This window comes from Rahnella sp. CJA17(1/100) (genome assembly GCF_963881615.1).
GTDB lineage: Bacteria > Pseudomonadota > Gammaproteobacteria > Enterobacterales > Enterobacteriaceae > Rahnella > Rahnella aceris.
The window spans coordinates 411,837-428,442 of sequence record NZ_CAWOJA010000044.1 but is presented as its reverse complement, the minus strand read 5'-3'; the positions used below and the strand labels follow the sequence as shown (position 1 = coordinate 428,442).

At 49.9% G+C, this 16,606-nt stretch carries 19 protein-coding genes; 11 read left to right on the top strand and 8 right to left on the bottom strand.

Translation table 11 applies throughout. The annotated features are described in order from the left end of the window. Positions 1–11: 11 nt before the first annotated feature. Entirely contained in the window at positions 12–482 is a 471-nt protein-coding gene (locus AACU55_RS18905) for an outer membrane lipoprotein (protein ID WP_013576073.1), read from the top strand. A 111-nt stretch (positions 483–593) separates the two neighbouring features. Here AACU55_RS18905 and slyA read toward each other — a convergent pair whose 3' ends face one another. Beyond that, positions 594–1,028 carry a transcriptional regulator SlyA gene (gene slyA / locus AACU55_RS18900; RefSeq protein WP_013576074.1) on the bottom strand — a complete coding sequence of 145 codons (435 nt, stop codon included), beginning with the start codon at positions 1,026–1,028 and terminating at the stop codon, positions 594–596. A gap of 194 nt (positions 1,029–1,222) precedes the next feature. On the opposite strand from slyA, the gene AACU55_RS18895 reads away from it, so the two are divergent. From AACU55_RS18895 to AACU55_RS18885, 3 genes are read left to right on the top strand one after another with little or no spacing between them, the layout of a single operon-like run. After that, positions 1,223–1,447: a DUF1656 domain-containing protein gene (locus AACU55_RS18895; RefSeq protein WP_015690122.1), complete on the top strand. Its 225-nt coding sequence runs from the start codon at positions 1,223–1,225 to the stop codon at positions 1,445–1,447. Position 1,448: 1 nt separating this feature from the next. Next, positions 1,449–2,306: an efflux RND transporter periplasmic adaptor subunit gene (locus tag AACU55_RS18890; protein ID WP_013576076.1), complete on the top strand. Its 858-nt coding sequence runs from the start codon at positions 1,449–1,451 to the stop codon at positions 2,304–2,306. Positions 2,307–2,315: 9 nt separating this feature from the next. Then, on the top strand, positions 2,316–4,367 hold the full coding sequence (locus AACU55_RS18885; RefSeq protein ID WP_134705914.1) for an FUSC family protein: 2,052 nt from the start codon (positions 2,316–2,318) through the stop codon (positions 4,365–4,367). Between the two features lie 5 nt (positions 4,368–4,372). Here AACU55_RS18885 and AACU55_RS18880 read toward each other — a convergent pair whose 3' ends face one another. Together AACU55_RS18880 and AACU55_RS18875 are read right to left on the bottom strand one after the other, a co-directional pair. Continuing rightward, positions 4,373–5,269, bottom strand: a complete 897-nt coding sequence (locus AACU55_RS18880; RefSeq protein WP_013576078.1) for an aldo/keto reductase — start codon at positions 5,267–5,269, stop codon at positions 4,373–4,375. 129 nt (positions 5,270–5,398) lie between these two features. After that, entirely contained in the window at positions 5,399–5,638 is a 240-nt protein-coding gene (locus AACU55_RS18875; protein ID WP_013576079.1) for a DUF1289 domain-containing protein, read from the bottom strand. 410 nt (positions 5,639–6,048) lie between these two features. Between AACU55_RS18875 and AACU55_RS18870 the strand changes: the two genes are divergently transcribed. From AACU55_RS18870 to rnt, 3 genes are all read left to right on the top strand, one after another. Next, entirely contained in the window at positions 6,049–7,146 is a 1,098-nt protein-coding gene (locus AACU55_RS18870) for an alkene reductase (RefSeq protein WP_037035300.1), read from the top strand. Between the two features lie 162 nt (positions 7,147–7,308). Next, positions 7,309–7,716, top strand: a complete 408-nt coding sequence (gloA, locus tag AACU55_RS18865; protein WP_013576081.1) for a lactoylglutathione lyase — start codon at positions 7,309–7,311, stop codon at positions 7,714–7,716. 92 nt (positions 7,717–7,808) lie between these two features. Then, a complete protein-coding gene (rnt, locus tag AACU55_RS18860) occupies positions 7,809–8,525 on the top strand; it encodes a ribonuclease T (RefSeq protein WP_013576082.1) in 717 nt (238 codons plus the stop codon). Between the two features lie 75 nt (positions 8,526–8,600). Here the strand turns inward: rnt and AACU55_RS18855 are convergent, their stop codons facing one another. Beyond that, positions 8,601–8,960, bottom strand: coding sequence for a Grx4 family monothiol glutaredoxin (locus tag AACU55_RS18855; RefSeq protein WP_013576083.1), 360 nt, complete (start codon positions 8,958–8,960; stop codon positions 8,601–8,603). Continuing rightward, positions 8,941–9,069: a hypothetical protein gene (locus AACU55_RS18850; RefSeq protein WP_255347866.1), complete on the bottom strand. Its 129-nt coding sequence runs from the start codon at positions 9,067–9,069 to the stop codon at positions 8,941–8,943. Before AACU55_RS18850 ends, AACU55_RS18855 begins: the two co-directional genes overlap by 20 nt. Positions 9,070–9,422: 353 nt before the next feature. On the opposite strand from AACU55_RS18850, the gene AACU55_RS18845 reads away from it, so the two are divergent. After that, positions 9,423–10,322, top strand: a complete 900-nt coding sequence (locus AACU55_RS18845) for a C40 family peptidase (protein WP_112152179.1) — start codon at positions 9,423–9,425, stop codon at positions 10,320–10,322. 165 nt (positions 10,323–10,487) lie between these two features. Here the strand turns inward: AACU55_RS18845 and cydH are convergent, their stop codons facing one another. Beyond that, the gene (gene cydH / locus AACU55_RS25780) at positions 10,488–10,577 is read right to left on the bottom strand and encodes a cytochrome bd-I oxidase subunit CydH (RefSeq protein ID WP_122095584.1); all 90 of its coding nucleotides are present in this window, start codon (positions 10,575–10,577) and stop codon (positions 10,488–10,490) included. A 333-nt stretch (positions 10,578–10,910) separates the two neighbouring features. Between cydH and purR the strand changes: the two genes are divergently transcribed. Then, on the top strand, positions 10,911–11,936 hold the full coding sequence (gene purR / locus AACU55_RS18840; protein WP_013576086.1) for an HTH-type transcriptional repressor PurR: 1,026 nt from the start codon (positions 10,911–10,913) through the stop codon (positions 11,934–11,936). A 37-nt stretch (positions 11,937–11,973) separates the two neighbouring features. Here the strand turns inward: purR and punR are convergent, their stop codons facing one another. Further along, positions 11,974–12,879 carry a DNA-binding transcriptional activator PunR gene (gene punR / locus AACU55_RS18835; protein WP_013576087.1) on the bottom strand — a complete coding sequence of 302 codons (906 nt, stop codon included), beginning with the start codon at positions 12,877–12,879 and terminating at the stop codon, positions 11,974–11,976. Between the two features lie 136 nt (positions 12,880–13,015). Between punR and punC the strand changes: the two genes are divergently transcribed. Then, positions 13,016–14,227 carry a purine nucleoside transporter PunC gene (gene punC, locus AACU55_RS18830; RefSeq protein WP_134705913.1) on the top strand — a complete coding sequence of 404 codons (1,212 nt, stop codon included), beginning with the start codon at positions 13,016–13,018 and terminating at the stop codon, positions 14,225–14,227. A 360-nt stretch (positions 14,228–14,587) separates the two neighbouring features. Further along, positions 14,588–15,739, top strand: a complete 1,152-nt coding sequence (gene cfa, locus AACU55_RS18825) for a cyclopropane fatty acyl phospholipid synthase (RefSeq protein ID WP_013576089.1) — start codon at positions 14,588–14,590, stop codon at positions 15,737–15,739. A 78-nt stretch (positions 15,740–15,817) separates the two neighbouring features. Here cfa and AACU55_RS18820 read toward each other — a convergent pair whose 3' ends face one another. Next, positions 15,818–16,471, bottom strand: coding sequence for a riboflavin synthase (locus tag AACU55_RS18820; RefSeq protein ID WP_037035274.1), 654 nt, complete (start codon positions 16,469–16,471; stop codon positions 15,818–15,820). Positions 16,472–16,606 lie beyond the last annotated feature (135 nt).

The window sequence follows — 16,606 nt, the reverse complement described above, 5'->3', positions numbered from 1 at the left end:
AGGAGCTATTTATGATTAAGCGTTTACTCGTCGTCGCCCTTGCCGGTGTTTCCCTTGCTGGCTGCGTCAGCGATAACTCTCTGTCTGGCGATGTTTACTCCGCATCCCAGGCGAAGCAAATTCAGCAAGTGACCTACGGCACCATCGTGTCTACCCGTGCAGTACAAATCCAGGGCGGAGATGATGCAAACATCGTCGGCGCACTTGGTGGTGCGGTATTGGGTGGTTTCCTGGGGAATACCGTCGGTGGGGGTACCGGACGTAGTCTGGCAACCGCTGCAGGTGCAGTCGCAGGTGGCGTTGCAGGTCAGGGTGTGCAAAGTTCGCTTAACCGTTCAAACGGCGTAGAACTGCAAATTCGTCGTGATGACGGTACAACCATTCAGGTGGTTCAGAAAGTCGGAGCAACCAAATTCAGCGTCGGCCAGCGTGTGAGCATGGCCAGCAGCGGCAGCACAATTACTGTGTCCCCTGGCGCCTGATTTTCCCGGTCTCAACGCAAAAAACCGAAGCCAGTGGCTTCGGTTTTTTTATGGGTAATTCTTTTCTGTCGGATCAAAAGCAACGCTGTGTGACGTAATAAAAGTCGATTCTTATGATTTGCTTTGCAGGGAAGCAATATTTTTTTCCAGCCGGGACAACATCCCGCCCAGTTGTTCGATTTCAGAAGAAGACATGCCGGACAAAATCTCTTTACGCGTGCAATCAATAACTGATTCCATTTCATTAATGATCGGTGCGGCTTCTTCAGTCAGCTTGATGCGCTTAGCACGGCGATCACTCGCACAAGTCTGACGGGTGATCAGCTTCTTTTCTTCCAGTTGATCAAGCGTACGAACCAGAGACGGTTGCTCAATCCCGATGGCTTTCGCCAGCTGAATCTGAGACTGCTCCGGAGGTAACATATTGATATTATGAAGTGTTACCCAATGTGTTTGCGTGAGTTCCAACGGTTTTAACCGATCGTCAATCAACGCACGCCAGGCACGAACTAATCGTGCTAGATCTGACCCCAGATTCGATTCCAATTATCCCCTCCTTATAATTAGCATGCTAAGATAACTCCCCAGAGTTTAGCTTAGTTTTAGGAACATTAATCGAGAAATTACAATTCTATATATAATAGTAGGTACGATTGCATCCGGAAGCAGAGTCTCTGCTTCCAAAGTTAAGCTTGTTTATAACACAATCACTGGCAGAGATTAATATTGTGAATGCGCAAATGTTTCACTCAGGCTTCCCGCTACCGGATCTGGTCCTGGGTGCCTCACTTTATTTCCCCCCGATGTTCAAAGCATTTTTACTGGGATTCGTATTCTGGCTTTTGATACACCGCGTGCTGCGTGATTGGATTTATTCCGGTGAAGTCTGGCATCCCACCCTGATGGATTTATCTCTTTTTGTGATCTCTATTTGTGCCGCACTGATGCTTATGGTGAACCTCTGAAATGAAATTTAAGACACTCAAATATTTTTCTACCGTGCTGGTTTTCGCGGTCGCAATTTGTGCAGGCTGGTGGATGTGGAATTATTATATGCAATCGCCCTGGACCCGGGACGGCAAAGTGCGCGCCGAGATTGTCAATATCACGCCGGAAGTTTCGGGGCGCATTATTGAAATAAATATCCATGATAACCAGTTTGTTAAAAGCGGCGACCCGCTTTTCAGTCTGGATCCGGTGCCTTTTAAAATCGCTGTTGATAATGCCGAAGCTGCGGTAGCGAAAGCCGCGGCTGATTTAGCCAAAGCCAGTCACGAAGCCCGGCGCCGCAGAGGGCTGGGTACCAATGTTATTTCCGCCGAATCCCTTGATGAATCCAATATCAGCGCCAAAGCCATGCAGGCGGCCTATCAGGCGGCACAGGCATCATTAGAACAGGCCAAATGGAATCTGAGTAAAACCACAATTGTTGCGCCGACTGATGGTTATATCACCAATCTGCAAACCCGCCGTGGAAACTATGCCACGTCCGGGACACCGCTGGTCGGGCTGGTGGATATTCATTCTTTCTACATTCTGGGATATTTCGAAGAAACCAAACTCAAAAATATTCGCGAAGGCAACATGGCGGATATCACACTATTTAACGGCAATATTCCGTTGCAGGGTCGGGTCGAAAGTATTGGCCGGGCTATTTATGACCAGAGCCTCGATGCCCCGGAAGATTTGCTGATGAATGTAAAACCCAATGTGCCGTGGGTACGTCTGGCCCAGCGCGTGCCGGTGCGTATTCAGCTTGAGAATGTGCCGGAACACGTGGTGCTGGTTGCCGGAACCACCTGCACAATCGCAATCCGTAATTAAGGCCGCGCAGTGAATCTTTCCTGGCTCGAATGGAAAAATACTCCGTGGGGAAAAGCCACGTGGGGTCAATGGCGCTATGCCCTGCGCAATTCCATCGCGATGATACTTGCGCTTTATATCGCTTTTGAATTTCAGATGGACGAGCCTTACTGGGCCCTGACCTCGGCAGCGGTGGTGAGTTTCCCCACCGTCGGCGGCGTTATCAGTAAAAGTATCGGGCGAATTATGGGCAGCCTGCTGGGTGCCGTGGGCGCGGTGTTTATTGCCGGACATTGTCTGAATGAGCCCTGGCTCTTCACTTTTGCCATTGCCGCATGGCTGGGGATTTGTACCTACGTCTCCAACCATTATCAGAACAATGTCTCTTATGCGTTTGCCCTGGCAGGTTACACGGCGGCAATCATTGCGTTCTCCACCGTAGACGTCAGCGATGCGACACAGATTTTTGATATCGCACAGGCGCGTGTCGGCGAAGTCATCACCGGTATTTTGTGCGGTGGTTTTATGATGATGGTGCTGCCCAGTACGTCCGACGGTGATGCCCTGCTCACCTCGCTGCGCAAAATGCATACCCGGTTGCTGGAACATGCGCAATTGTTGTGGCGTACGGAAATTTCAGATCAGATCAGAACGTCGCACGAAGGATTGATCGGCCAGATCCTGACCATGAATCTTCTGCGTATCCAGGCATTCTGGAGCCATTACCGCCTGCGTCGCCAAAATAATGTCGTTAATTATTTACTGCATCAGCAATTACGCATGACCAGCTACATTTCTAGCCTGCGCCGGATGCTGCTGAACTGGCCCAATCCCCCGGAAAATTTACAAGAGGTACTGGTCGTTTTGCTTGATGAACTGCGTAAGCCGGACACGGATAAATTCAAGCTGTCCAGAATTCTGCTGCATATTCAGCCACTGGATACGTCTGATTTCCGCCATCAGGCTTTCTGGCACCGTTTACGCGATTTTTGCTGGCTATATCTTCGCAGTGAACGCTGGTTGCAACGGGTGGAAAATGCCAACGCAGCCAAAGCCGACACTCTCCAGCCACCGAAAATCAGCCATCTTGCCCAGCACACCGATACCCTTGAGGCCGCTTACAACGGGCTGCGGACATTTTTGTGTATTGTGATCGGTTGCGCCTTCTGGATGACGACGCAGTGGGATTCAGGTGCCGGTGCTGTGGCGCTGACGGCTGTCAGTTGCGTGCTTTATTCTTCCACGGCCTCGCCGATCAGCAGTATCACGCTGTTAATAAAATCATTGGGGTTACTGTTTGTCGGCTGTTTCCTGCTGAAATTTGGGCTGATGGTCCAAATCGACAATTTCTGGGTGTTCTGCGCTTTCTTCCTGCCGATGTTAGTAACGATGCAGATGATGAAACTACAATACAAACGTTACGCCGGTTTATGGGGGCAAATGATTGTGTTTATGGGATCTTTTTTAGCCGTCACGAATCCGCCGGATTACGACTATCAGTCTTTTATGAATGACGGCGTAGCGAAAATTGCCGGTGTGATGTTGGCCGGAATTGCCTTTCAGGTGTTAAGGCCCAGCTCTGATAAGCGCAAAAGCCGTCGCATTATCCGCGCCCTGCGTCGTGATTTTATGGATCAGCTTAGCCGTAACCCCTCGCTGAGCCATTTCCAGTTTGAATCCCTGATTTATCACCGGATGAATCAGCTCAATCAAAGTAAAGATCACCTCTCACGAACCTGGTTATTACGCTGGGGTGTGGTGCTGCTTAATTGCAGCCATATTGTCTGGCAGTTACGCGAATGGGAAACCCGCTCGGATCCGCTGTCTGCGGTGCGGGATGTGTGTATTCATTGTCTGAAAGGGGTAATGACGGAGCGCGGCGTCAGCCATGAAAATCTGGACGCCACGTTGATTGAGTTAATGCGGATGAGCAATTCACTGGCTCACCATCCGGAACCTGCGGCGCGTGAACTGGCAGGCGTGATCTGGCGTTTATACTGCTCGCTGTCACAATTGCAGCAGGCCATCTCAACAGAAGATGGCCCGGCGGATCCTGCGGTCAGCACCACAAAACCCGCGTGAAAACATTAAGGTACATCAAATCCTAATGCGGCTTTACGAATGCGGAACCATTGCTGACGGGTCATTTCCAGAGACAATGACTTCAGCGCTGACTGCACGCGCCCGATTTTGCCCGAGCCGATAATCGGCAACGGCTGAGACGGCAGCCGCATGACCCAGGCGTAGACCACCTGTTCAATAGTGTCTGCGCCAATTTCATTCGCGACAGTCTGAAGTTCATCACGCAGCGGCTGGAATTCTGTATCGCTGAACAGACGACCGCCCCCCAGACAGGACCACGCCATCGGTTTGATGCGCAGTTGCTGGCAAAGATCCAACGTGCCGTCAAGAATGGCGGGCTGATGAATGGGGGAAATTTCTAGCTGATTGGTCACCAGCGAAAACGGCAGACGCGATTGCAACAAGCTGAACTGTGCCGGGGTGAAGTTGGACACACCGAAATGTTTTACTTTGCCGCTTTTATGCAACCGCGTGAACGCCTCAGCGACTTCATCGGCATCCATCAGCGGATCCGGGCGGTGGATCAGCAATAAATCCAGATAATCGGTACGCAGATTGCGCAGTGATTGCTCCGCACGGTCCACAATGTACTGCGTATCCGTAATGTAATGACCGATTTTGTTGTCGGGATCTGCCGTGGTGGCGATGCCGCATTTACTGACCAGTTGCATTTTTTCGCGCAAAGAGGGGTTAAGACGCAACGCCTCACCAAATGCCGCTTCGCACTGATAGCCGCCATAAATATCTGCATGATCGACTGTCGTAATGCCCATTTCAATGTGCTGTTCCATGAACGCCAGAACCTGTTGCGGCGTCATGTTCCATTCCATCAGCCGCCAGTAACCACAAATCAGCGTTGAAAATACCGGCCCTTGCGGAGAAATCGGGGTGTGTGCTTCCATTGTGAATCCCTTATATTTTCGATTTTCGACCCACAGAATACACAACGCCCGTGGTGCTGTATTGATGCGACGCGCAAGAATTGTCAGGAAGCGGACCGCCGTCACGATGGCGGTAAACGACAGGTGAAATCAGAACAACTCCGGTTGCTGCGGCAAGGGTTCGTCCGGCTGTTTTCCTGCACGCTGCTGACGCAGCAGGCGTTGCTGACATAACCGCAGCACATGGCGTTTTTCTGTGTCAGTCATTTTTATCCAGCCGAAACGCTCCTCGCGGCTGCGCAGGCAGCCACGGCAATAACCGCGTTCATCAGCCTGACAAATGCCACGGCATGGACTGGGGATGTCAAAAAATTCGAGCTGCTGAGCCACACACCCTCCGCAAATAACGGTGAACATTTATTCAAGACGCTTTCCTGCTATCCCGCAAGGTAATTTACGTCTTATGTTTCATTCTTCAAATATCTGCAACACAGACCTGCTACCGTCCGTTTAGCCGTTTTCACCTGTCGGAAAATGGCCCTACTGTTTCGCAAGCCCTCACCAAGAAAACAGAGGTTTGCCCTCACCTCAGCCGGCACCCGCCGGCTCTTTTTCAATCTTTTTTGCCCTTACTTAAAGTATGGATGCAAACCTGAAATCAGGATGCGTTTGGTGAAAAAGCACCGTGCGCGTAGTCACAAACAGGTCAGATGCGATAGAAAGGTGGCATTAAGAAAGGGTCGGGTGACGTGAAAGTTATCCATGAACGTCTTACCGATCAGTCCATTAACGTCGGAGTTATTGAAATGACCAAGCTTTTCACCCCCATTGTTGTCGGTAAAAACACGTTGTCTAACCGTGTCTTTATGGCACCGCTTACCCGTCTGCGCAGCATCGAACCGGGTGACATCCCTACACCACTCATGGGCGAATATTACGCACAGCGTCACAGTTCTGGCCTGATCATTACTGAAGCCACTCAGGTTTCATTCCAGGCGAAAGGGTATGCCGGCGCACCTGGCCTGCATACGCCGGAACAAGTCGCTGCATGGAAAAAAATCGTGGACGGCGTACATCAGAAAGACGGACGCATTGCGGTTCAGCTGTGGCACACCGGACGTATCTCGCATAACAGCGTTCAGCCTGACAACCAGACACCGGTCGCGCCTTCGGCCGTCAACCCGAACACGCGGACCAGCTTGCGGGATGAGCAAGGTCACGCCATTCGTGTCGATTGCCCGACACCGCGTGCCTTAGCGCTCAGCGAAATTCCGGGGATCGTGAATGATTTCCGTCATGCTGCCGCCTGCTCCGCCGAAGCTGGTTTCGATTACATCGAACTGCATGCCGCGCACGGCTATCTGCTGCATCAGTTTATGTCTCCGGCGTCCAACCTGCGTGAAGATGAATACGGCGGCAGCATTGAAAACCGTACCCGTCTGACGCTGGAAGTGGTTGATGCTGCCATCGGGGCTATTGGCGCTGAACGTGTGGGCATCCGCATTTCGCCAATGGGTCCCTTCAACGGGCTGGATAACGGCGAAGATCAGGAACAGGCGGCTATCTACCTGCTCGATGAACTGAATAAGCGCAAACTCGCTTACCTGCATATCTCCGAACCGGACTGGGCTGGCGGCAAACCTTACTCCACAGAATTCCGGGCAGTGATCCGTGCGCATTATCAGGGTGTGATTGTGGGGGCGGGTGCTTACACCGCAGAAAAAGGCGAAGAACTGATCGAAAAAGGTTATATCGATGCCGTGGCATTTGGCCGCAGCTATATCGCGAACCCTGATCTGGTTGAGCGCCTGAAATCTCATGCGCCTCTCAACGAACCCAAACCGGAAACTTTCTACGGCGGCGGTGCGCAAGGCTATACCGATTATCCGACACTGTAATAATTAAAAAAGAGTGATTCACTCCTTGCAGCAGAAGAGGCCCTCCTTCTGCTGTTTTTTTTGGTCAGTCATTCAACAAGCCGTCGCCGTAATACAGACAAAACGGCGGCTATCAGTTAGGCTTGACCCGTTAACTCTCATCCTGCAAATAAAGAGGAACCTATGCGTTTACTCCACACCATGCTTCGCGTTGGCGATCTGCAACGTGCTATCAGCTTCTATACCGATGTTTTAGGTATGCGTTTGCTGCGTACCAGCGAAAACACTGAATATAAATACTCTCTGGCTTTCGTCGGTTATACCGAAGAAAGTGAAGGTGCAGTGATCGAACTGACCTATAACTGGGGCGTCGACAGCTACGACATCGGCACGGCTTACGGTCATATCGCATTGGGCGTTGATAACGTCGCGCAAACCTGTGATGACATCCGTAATGCAGGCGGAAAAGTGACCCGTGAAGCCGGCCCGGTCAAAGGCGGATCTACCATTATCGCGTTTGTAGAAGATCCGGACGGCTATAAAATCGAGCTGATCGAATCCAAACACGCAGGTCAGGGGCTGGGGAATTAATCTTCCCCGAACACTGACAGGGGCGCAATCGCGCCCTTTTTTATTGACCCATTTTTGCCACAACCCTGCAAGTGGCGGCAAAATTTGCCATAATGCGTGCTGAATTCGATGAAGATAAGAAACTAATGGCCGAGAATAGTGACATTAACGCCCTGAGAGGCCGTTTTCGTGGTTTTTATCCCGTGGTTATCGACGTAGAAACCGCCGGATTTAATGCCAAAACCGATGCGCTGCTGGAAATTGCAGCCATCACCCTGAAGATGGATGAGGACGGCTGGCTGCAAAGCGATGAGACCGTGCATTTCCACGTCGAGCCCTTTGAAGGCGCAATACTGGTGCCGGAAGCCCTGGCGTTTAACGGTATCGATCCGACCAATCCGTTACGCGGTGCAGTCAGTGAATATGAAGCCCTGCACGAGATTTTCAAAGTCATCCGTAAAGGGATGAAAGAGCAAAACTGTAACCGCGCGATCATCGTGGCGCACAACGCCAATTTTGATCACAGCTTCCTGATGGCAGCGGCTGAACGTGCCGGACTGAAACGTAATCCGTTCCACCCTTTTGCCACATTTGATACCGCCGCATTAAGCGGGCTGGTGCTTGGGCAAACGGTGCTGGCAAAAGCCTGTATCAGCGCGGGCATCGTCTTTGACAGCAGCCAGGCACATTCTGCGTTGTATGACACCGAGCGCACAGCCGAGTTGTTCTGCGAGCTGGTCAACCGCTGGAAACGCTTAGGCGGCTGGCCTCTGGCGCTTTCAGACGAAGAAGTCGAAGACGAAACAGCATCGGAAGAAAATCAGCAATAACGGCTTTTGCGCCGAACTGAAGACAAAAAAAGAGCGACATCATGTCGCTCTTTTTACTTTCCGGCCGAAAAAACGTTAGTCTTCTGTCGTATTACTCTCTTCAGAAGATTTGTATTTCTCAGCGGTTTCTTTGATCAACTGCTGCAGTTCGCCGCGCTGGAACATCTCAACCACGATGTCGCAGCCGCCAACCAGTTCACCGTCAACCCACAGTTGCGGGAACGTTGGCCAGTTAGCAAATTTTGGCATCTCAGCACGGATGTCCGGGTTCTGCAGGATATCCACGTAAGCGAAACGCTCGCCACAGGCTGAAAGCGCCTGAACAGCCTGAGCGGAGAAACCGCAGCTTGGCAGTTTCGGCGAACCTTTCATGTACAGCAGAATCGGGTTTTCAGAAACTTGCTTCTGAATTTTTTCAATTGTTGGAGTGGTCATTTCTTGCTTCCTCAAGCCGGTACAGGCTGTCACGATCATTACTCTTCACGCGCAGCATAAAGAGACGGTGCGCAATCACAATACCTTCTATTGTAACGATGGCAGCCATCAGATAAAAACGCCATTTTTTGTGGGGTCTTTCTCAATACTGGCATTTTATTTAACAATCTTTAATGTGTGCGCTCAGGCTCACATCTTTAAACATTCATTGAGAATAACATTTTTGGCGTTCATCGATAACGCCAGATTTGCAAAATTCCATTCTTTAACTCAAATATTAACACCATGAAAAGTGGTTATTTTTTTGACTAAAAATGGCGGTTATTTCGACATAAAAAAAGCCATTAACTTTTTCTCACAATATGATCTAGAATCGAGTCAATTCGTGCTTTTTTGTCAGGTTCTTTTAGGCAATACTCTGACATCCCTGATGTTTAACCTACCACTCATGGTAACGAAGCTATGCGCTTACTGTTCACGCTTTTTGTGCTGCTCTTTACCCAGCTATTTCTGAATATGGCACATGCATCGCCGCAGACACGTGTTTCTGCCGATCAGCGTAAAAGCCATGTTAATCAGGCTGCACCTGAAGAACGGCGAAAGCGAAAAACGGTGGCCGCGAAAACCAGTAAAAAAACTAAAATCGCGCCAGTGACAGAACAAAAAATTCAGGACAAGAATTCGAAGAAGAAAGTTAAAAGCACCGAACTGGCTAAACGAAAGACCACGACGGAGAAAAGTGTCAAAACGACCCGGGCCGAAAGTAAAAAAGAAAAGACACTGAAGACCACACGGGCCGAAAGCAAAACAGAGAAACACGCCAAAACCCGTTCACTCGCGAAAAACAGCACAGAAAGGGTCAGTAAAAAAGAAGCGTATGGCCGGCACCGTAAAGGTAAAAAGCCTGAAGAAGACAGCAAACCGATTACGCTAAGTGCAACGCATAAAAAACGCTATCAGCATGCCCAGCAAACGGCGATGACCAAACTGATGCATCAGGTAGGAAAACCGTATCGCTGGGGCGGAACCTCGCCGAATACCGGTTTTGATTGCAGCGGCTTAGTTTATTACGCCTACAAAGATTTGATCCGTATTAAGATGCCACGCACAGCGAATGAAATGTATCACCTGCGCGATGCGGCTCCGGTCAAACGCGGCGAACTTGAAAGCGGTGATCTGGTGTTCTTCAGAATCAATAACCGCGGCGCAGCAGACCATGTTGGTGTTTACGTGGGGAACGGCAAGTTTATTCAGTCTCCAAGAACGGGCGAAGACATTAAAATCACCTCTCTCGGCGACGATTACTGGCAAGATCATTATGTGGGTGCACGCCGGGTAATGACGCCGAAAACGATCCGATAATAAACAATTCGTTAAGTCTGAAGTTTCGCTAATCAGCCATTGAATAGCATTTAACGAAGAGTTTCTGCAGGGAAGAGTATCGGCGGTAACGGCCACTGCGTAAAATTGAAAAGGGCGATTCCTGTAACAGGAATCGCCCTTTTTTATAGCGGTTCACTTACTGAATCAGTTCATCACCGCAGTGAAGCTGAAAGCGATAATCATAAGCAAAGCGCATACCGTGGTGATCAACGATAATTTCAGGTTGCTGTCCATCAAACCCCCTTTCGGATCAAATTGTGGCATTTTTTAAGCCACACTAATTGTGTGCCAACGCATTTTCGCATAATTAACATTTAAAATCTTGTGCTGAATGACAATGTATCCCTGAGAATTTTACTTCCACTTTCCTGCATTATAAGAGAAAATTGTCGGTTAACACGCCTGTGTGCTGGTTGATTTCACCCGAGAGCATTTCACGCCTCATTCTGAAGAATCCACCCAACGATTTCACTGCCCTTTTAGAAGCCAGCAGTGAGATCCACGCAAGCAAACGATTAACATAATGCTAACGTGCTGAAACACGTGAGTTCAGGAGTCATTGTTTACATGGCAACGATTAAAGATGTCGCAAAGCGCGCTGGCGTTTCCACTACAACCGTGTCGCACGTCATCAATAAAACACGTTTCGTCGCCGAAGAAACCAAAGAAGCGGTTCTCCTTGCAATCAAAGAGTTACATTACTCGCCGAGTGCTGTAGCCCGCAGTCTGAAGGTCAATAACACCAAAACGATCGGTCTGCTTGCCACCTCCAGCGAAGCGCCCTATTTTGCCGAAGTGATTGAAGCCGTAGAAAACAGCTGCTTCTCCAAAGGCTATACGCTGATTTTGTGTAACTCGCATAATAATCTGGAGAAACAACAAGCCTACCTGCAAATGCTGGCGCAAAAACGCGTCGATGGCTTGCTGGTGATGTGCGCGGAATATCCTGATGAGTTGCTCAATATGCTCGAGGAGCACCGTTCGATCCCAATGGTGGTCATGGACTGGGGCGAAGCGCGTAAGAACTTCACCGACAGCATTATTGATAATGCTTTCGAAGGGGGTTACATGGCCGGGCGTTATCTGATTGAACGCGGTCATCGTGATATTGGGGTGATCCCGGGCCAACTGGCACGTAATACCGGCGGTGGCCGCTTCCAGGGTTTTGTGAAAGCACTGACTGAAGCCAATATTCCGCTGCGTGACGAATGGGTAGTTCAGGGCGATTTCGAGCCGGAATCGGGCTATCAGGCGATGCATAAAATTCTGATGCAGAAGCACCGCCCGACTGCCGTATTCTGTGGTGGCGATGTGATGGCAATGGGCGCAATCTGTGCCGCAGACGAACTGGGCCTGCGCGTTCCTCAGGATATTTCCGTGATCGGTTACGACAATGTGCGTAACGCCCGTTACTTCTCCCCCGCGCTGACAACCGTGCATCAGCCGAAAGAACGTCTGGGTGAAATGGCCTTTACCATGTTGCTGGACAGAATTGTCAGTAAGCGTGAAGAGTCTCAGACCATTGAGGTGCATCCGAAACTGGTCGAACGCCGTTCCGTAGCCGATGGTCCGTACCGCGATTACCGCCGTTAACAGATATCGAACGCCTGCAGATGCAGGCGTTTTTTTTCTAATCACGCAGCCATTCCTGATTCATGGTTTCTGTATCGCCCATATATTCCAGCAACCAGGCCAGCGAGGGTGACGGATTGCTTTGATCCCACGTCAGGCAACACGGGCTGTCGGGAAACGTATTTTCCAGCGTCAGCACCTGCAACTTTTTCTGTTCTATCCACGGCGTGACGCGATGAACCGGCATCATACCCACGCATAAGCCCTCGGTCAGGCATTCCAGCGCGCAGGTCCAGTCTGGCACGACCAGCCGCCGCTGGTTATCCAGCGTCCATGTATCCCGCTTAGGCAATGTCCGGGAGGTGTCTTCCAGACAGAGTGCAGGATAAGGCCGCAACTCATCATCATTCAGCGCGCCGGATAACTGCGCCAGCGGATGTTGCGGGCTGACGACGCAATGCCAGTCCATAAATCCCATGTCACGAAAACTGAAGCCCCCGCCAACCGGTATCGCGCGTGTAGCACCGATCGCCACGTCTGCCCGCCCGTCAACCAGCGCATCCCAGACACCATTAAACACTTCTGAGTGAATAATGAGTTCGGTGTCCGCAAAATGGCGGTAGAAATCGAGCACCAGACGCCGTGTCCGTGCGGGTTTTACAATCCGGTCAACCGCCACACGTAATTCGCCGCGCCAGCCGTTCGCCACCTGCTGACACTGCCGGCGCGTGGCTATCATTTTTTTTGTCAGAATCCGCGCTTCATCGACAAAAACCTTTCCCGCAGGCGTCAGTACCACGTCACGATGGCGACGTTCAAACAACGGCACGGCCAGCCACTGCTCAAGCTGACGGACGGTATAGCTTATAGCAGAAGGCACGCGGTGCAAATCTTGCGCTGCCGCACTAAAACTACCCGTTCTTGCCACGGCATCTACCACTTCAAGGGCGTATTCTGACCACATAATTCAGCCTTCAATATTTTTGATAGCAGAGTGCAAATATTAGCGTTTCACAAGCCTGTTATCAAAGCGTTAAACTCCGCCTCCGGTATGTAATCTGCATCACATCATCTGCAATAAATAAATTAACGAGACGATAATGAAACCCTCCTTTGGATTTATGCTCTATCTCGCGGGACTGAGCATGCTGGGCTTTTTAGCCACTGATATGTATCTGCCTGCGTTCAGCGCCATGCAAACCAGTCTGATGACCAGCCCCGGAATGATCAGCGCAAGTCTGAGCATTTTTCTCGGCGGATTTGCTCTCGGTCAGTTGTTATGGGGGCCGTTGTCAGACAGGATCGGCCGTAAACCGGTATTGCTTCTTGGTCTGACACTGTTTGCGGTCGGTTGTCTGGGCGTTATCTGGGTTGAGAATGTACGCGCCCTTCTGGCCCTGCGCTTCTTACAGGCGATGGGCGTTTGTGCCGCCGCAGTCACCTGGCAGGCAATCGTTGTTGACCGTTTCTCTGCCGATGTGGCGAAAAAAACCTTCGCCAGCATTATGCCGTTAGTGGCTCTTTCTCCGGCACTGGCACCATTACTTGGTGCGTGGGTACTCAATCATTTTGACTGGGAAGCCATTTTTGCTCTGCTGACCGCAGTCGCCGTCGTCCTGGTGCTGACGACGCTGACTCTGCGTGAGAATAAACCTGCAAAACAAGCGAAGGCTGATAAAACAGGGTTTGCGACGTTACTGAAATCGCCTGTTTACAGCGGGAATGTCATGATTTATGCCGCCTGTTCAGCCGGATTCTTTGCGTGGTTAACGGGTTCACCGTTTATCCTGAGCGACATGGGTTATTCACCCGGTGCCATCGGGCTGAGCTATGTCCCGCAGACTATTGCTTTCCTGCTTGGTGGTTTTGGTTGCCGTGTTGTGATCAGCAAGCTGGACGGTAATAAAATTCTGCCATGGTTACTGGCGGGTTACGGCGTCAGTATGGTGACTTTGTTCTGTGTTGCCATGTTCACGGATGCCGGGCTGATTAGCCTGCTGATCCCTTTCTGTCTGATGGCTTTGGTGAATGGTGCAACCTACCCAATTGTTGTCGCAAATGCATTAATGCCGTTTCCTGCTAATACAGGCAAGGCGGCAGCATTGCAAAATACGCTGCAGCTCGGGCTGTGCTTCCTTGCCAGCTTGCTGGTTTCCGCATTTATTGTGCATCCGCTCATGGCGACAGTCACGATCATGCTGTCTACACTATTGTTGATAGTTTTGGGCCGCTGGCTCTCTTTGCAGCATGAAAGCCCGCAAGACAATGGACAGGAATCAGAGCAGGAAGCTCAGACAAGGCATGCTAATTAATAGTGATAATACCCTGATGTAACAGTCACTTAACGGGCATTTTCATTCATCACGATTAACTATTGAGAATGCCTGCCAGCGAGCCTATACTCAACAAAACCAAATAAAATAGCACTTTTACAAAACTTTTATCACATACTTAAGCCAGACGCGCGGACAGTGTCACACTTATTTTTTTGTACTTTTTCAAGGATGATTTTCCTGCACGTCTTACGGCGCGCAGGCGTTCTTCTTAATTTCCTCTGTTGGTGTCGAATATCGGGCGAGGCGCTAGTCGTCTGTTCTCATAAAGACCTGCAAAAATAGCCTTTGCTTTTCCCGGCAGGTTAATAAGTCAGAAGAGAAAGTGATGGAGAAGCTATGAGTTCATCGTGTATAGAAGATCAAAGCATTCAGGACAATCAGTGGTACCGGATCGCCAGTGAAATGCTGGCGATGGCAGATATTCAGGTAAACGGTAATCGTCCTTTCGACCTTAAAGTAAAAAACACTGACTTCTTTAAGCGTGTTTTACAGGAAGGTTCTCTGGGCCTCGGTGAAAGTTATATGGACGGTTGGTGGGAATGCGACCGTCTGGATATCTTTTTCCAGCGCGTTATTCGTGCCGGTTTGGAAAGTAAACTCCCCCACCATTTTAAAGATACTTTACGTGTCGCCGCAGCACGCCTGACCAATCTGCAATCCCGCAAACGGGCGTGGATTGTTGGCAAAGAGCATTATGATCTGGGCAACGATTTATTTACTCTGATGCTCGACCCGTACATGCAATATTCCTGCGGCTACTGGAAAGAGGCCACTACGCTTGAAGAAGCACAGGAAGCAAAACTCAAAATGATCTGTGACAAGCTGCAATTAAAACCGGGACAGCGCTTGCTGGATATCGGTTGCGGCTGGGGTGGATTATCAGAGTTTGCGGCAAGAAATTATGGCGTGAGCGTTGTGGGTGTCACGATTTCTGCTGAACAACAAAAACTGGCTCAAAAACGCTGTGAAGGGCTGGATGTCACAATCCTGCTGCAGGATTACCGTGACCTTAATGATCAGTTTGACCGCATTGTTTCTGTCGGGATGTTTGAACATGTGGGTCCGAAGAATTATCAGACCTATTTTAATGTCGCCAAACGCAATATCAAACCTGACGGCATTTTCCTGCTGCACACCATCGGTTCTAATAAAACAGACCTTAATGTCGATCCGTGGATTGATAAATACATCTTCCCCAACGGTTGCCTGCCGTCTGTTCAACAAATTGCACAAACCAGTGAGTCATTATTTGTAATGGAAGACTGGCATAATATCGGCGCTGATTATGACCGCACGCTGATGGCGTGGAATGAACGCTTCCAGAAACACTGGCCGGAACTGGCGGAAAAATACGGTGAACGTTTCCACCGCATGTTCACCTACTACCTGAATGCCTGCGCCGGTGCTTTCCGCGCCCGGGACATTCAGTTGTGGCAAGTCGTCTTTAGCCCACAAGGCGTTGATGGCGGAATGCGCGTACCACGCTGATGGTTGTATGCGTTAGCTAATAAAAAACCGGACACTGAATGTCCGGTTTTTTTATGTCAATAAAGGGTCTGAGATAACTTATTCGGCTTTATCAATCATCGCCTGTGCCGTAGCGATCGCAGCTTCACGACTGGCTAATACGCGTTCGACCGTATCGACAATCGCCTGAGTTTGCGGATCGATTTCGATATTAATTTTGTCGCCCAGACGTTTCATGCCCAGCGTCGTACGTTGCAAGGTTTCCGGAATTAAATGGACACAGAAACGGGTGCGGGTCACTTCACCGATGGTGAGACTAATACCGTCGATACCGATATAACCTTTATGTAATACATATTTCATCAAATCTTCATGCGGCATACGGAACCAGATCTGACGGTTATTTTCTGACGTCAGGATTTTTGCCACTTCCGCCGTACAAATAATATGACCAGACATTAAATGTCCGCCAATTTCATCATTAAAACGCGCTGCACGTTCCAGATTAACTGAGTCGCCCTCTTTCAGTTCGCCCAGATTTGTCAGGCGCAGGGTTTCTTTCATCAGATCAAAACTCACCAGGTCGCCGTTCACTTCAGTCACCGTCAGGCAGCAACCGTTGTGTGACACCGATGCGCCGAGTTGCAGGTTATCCAGCATATCTTCAGGTAAACGAACAACATGGGTACGGAAATTGGGTTTCTCGTCGATCGATACGACCGTGCCGGTTCCCTGTACAATTCCGGTAAACATAGCCTTTTCCTCAATGTTTGAATCTGTTGTATTAAAACGTCACTCCGTTCAGTTTGCCGCAGAATTAATTGAAAGCCAAATCTCTGCAAGAAGAAATAGCACCGTCTGCTTCAATTCCATTATTTAACCAACTAT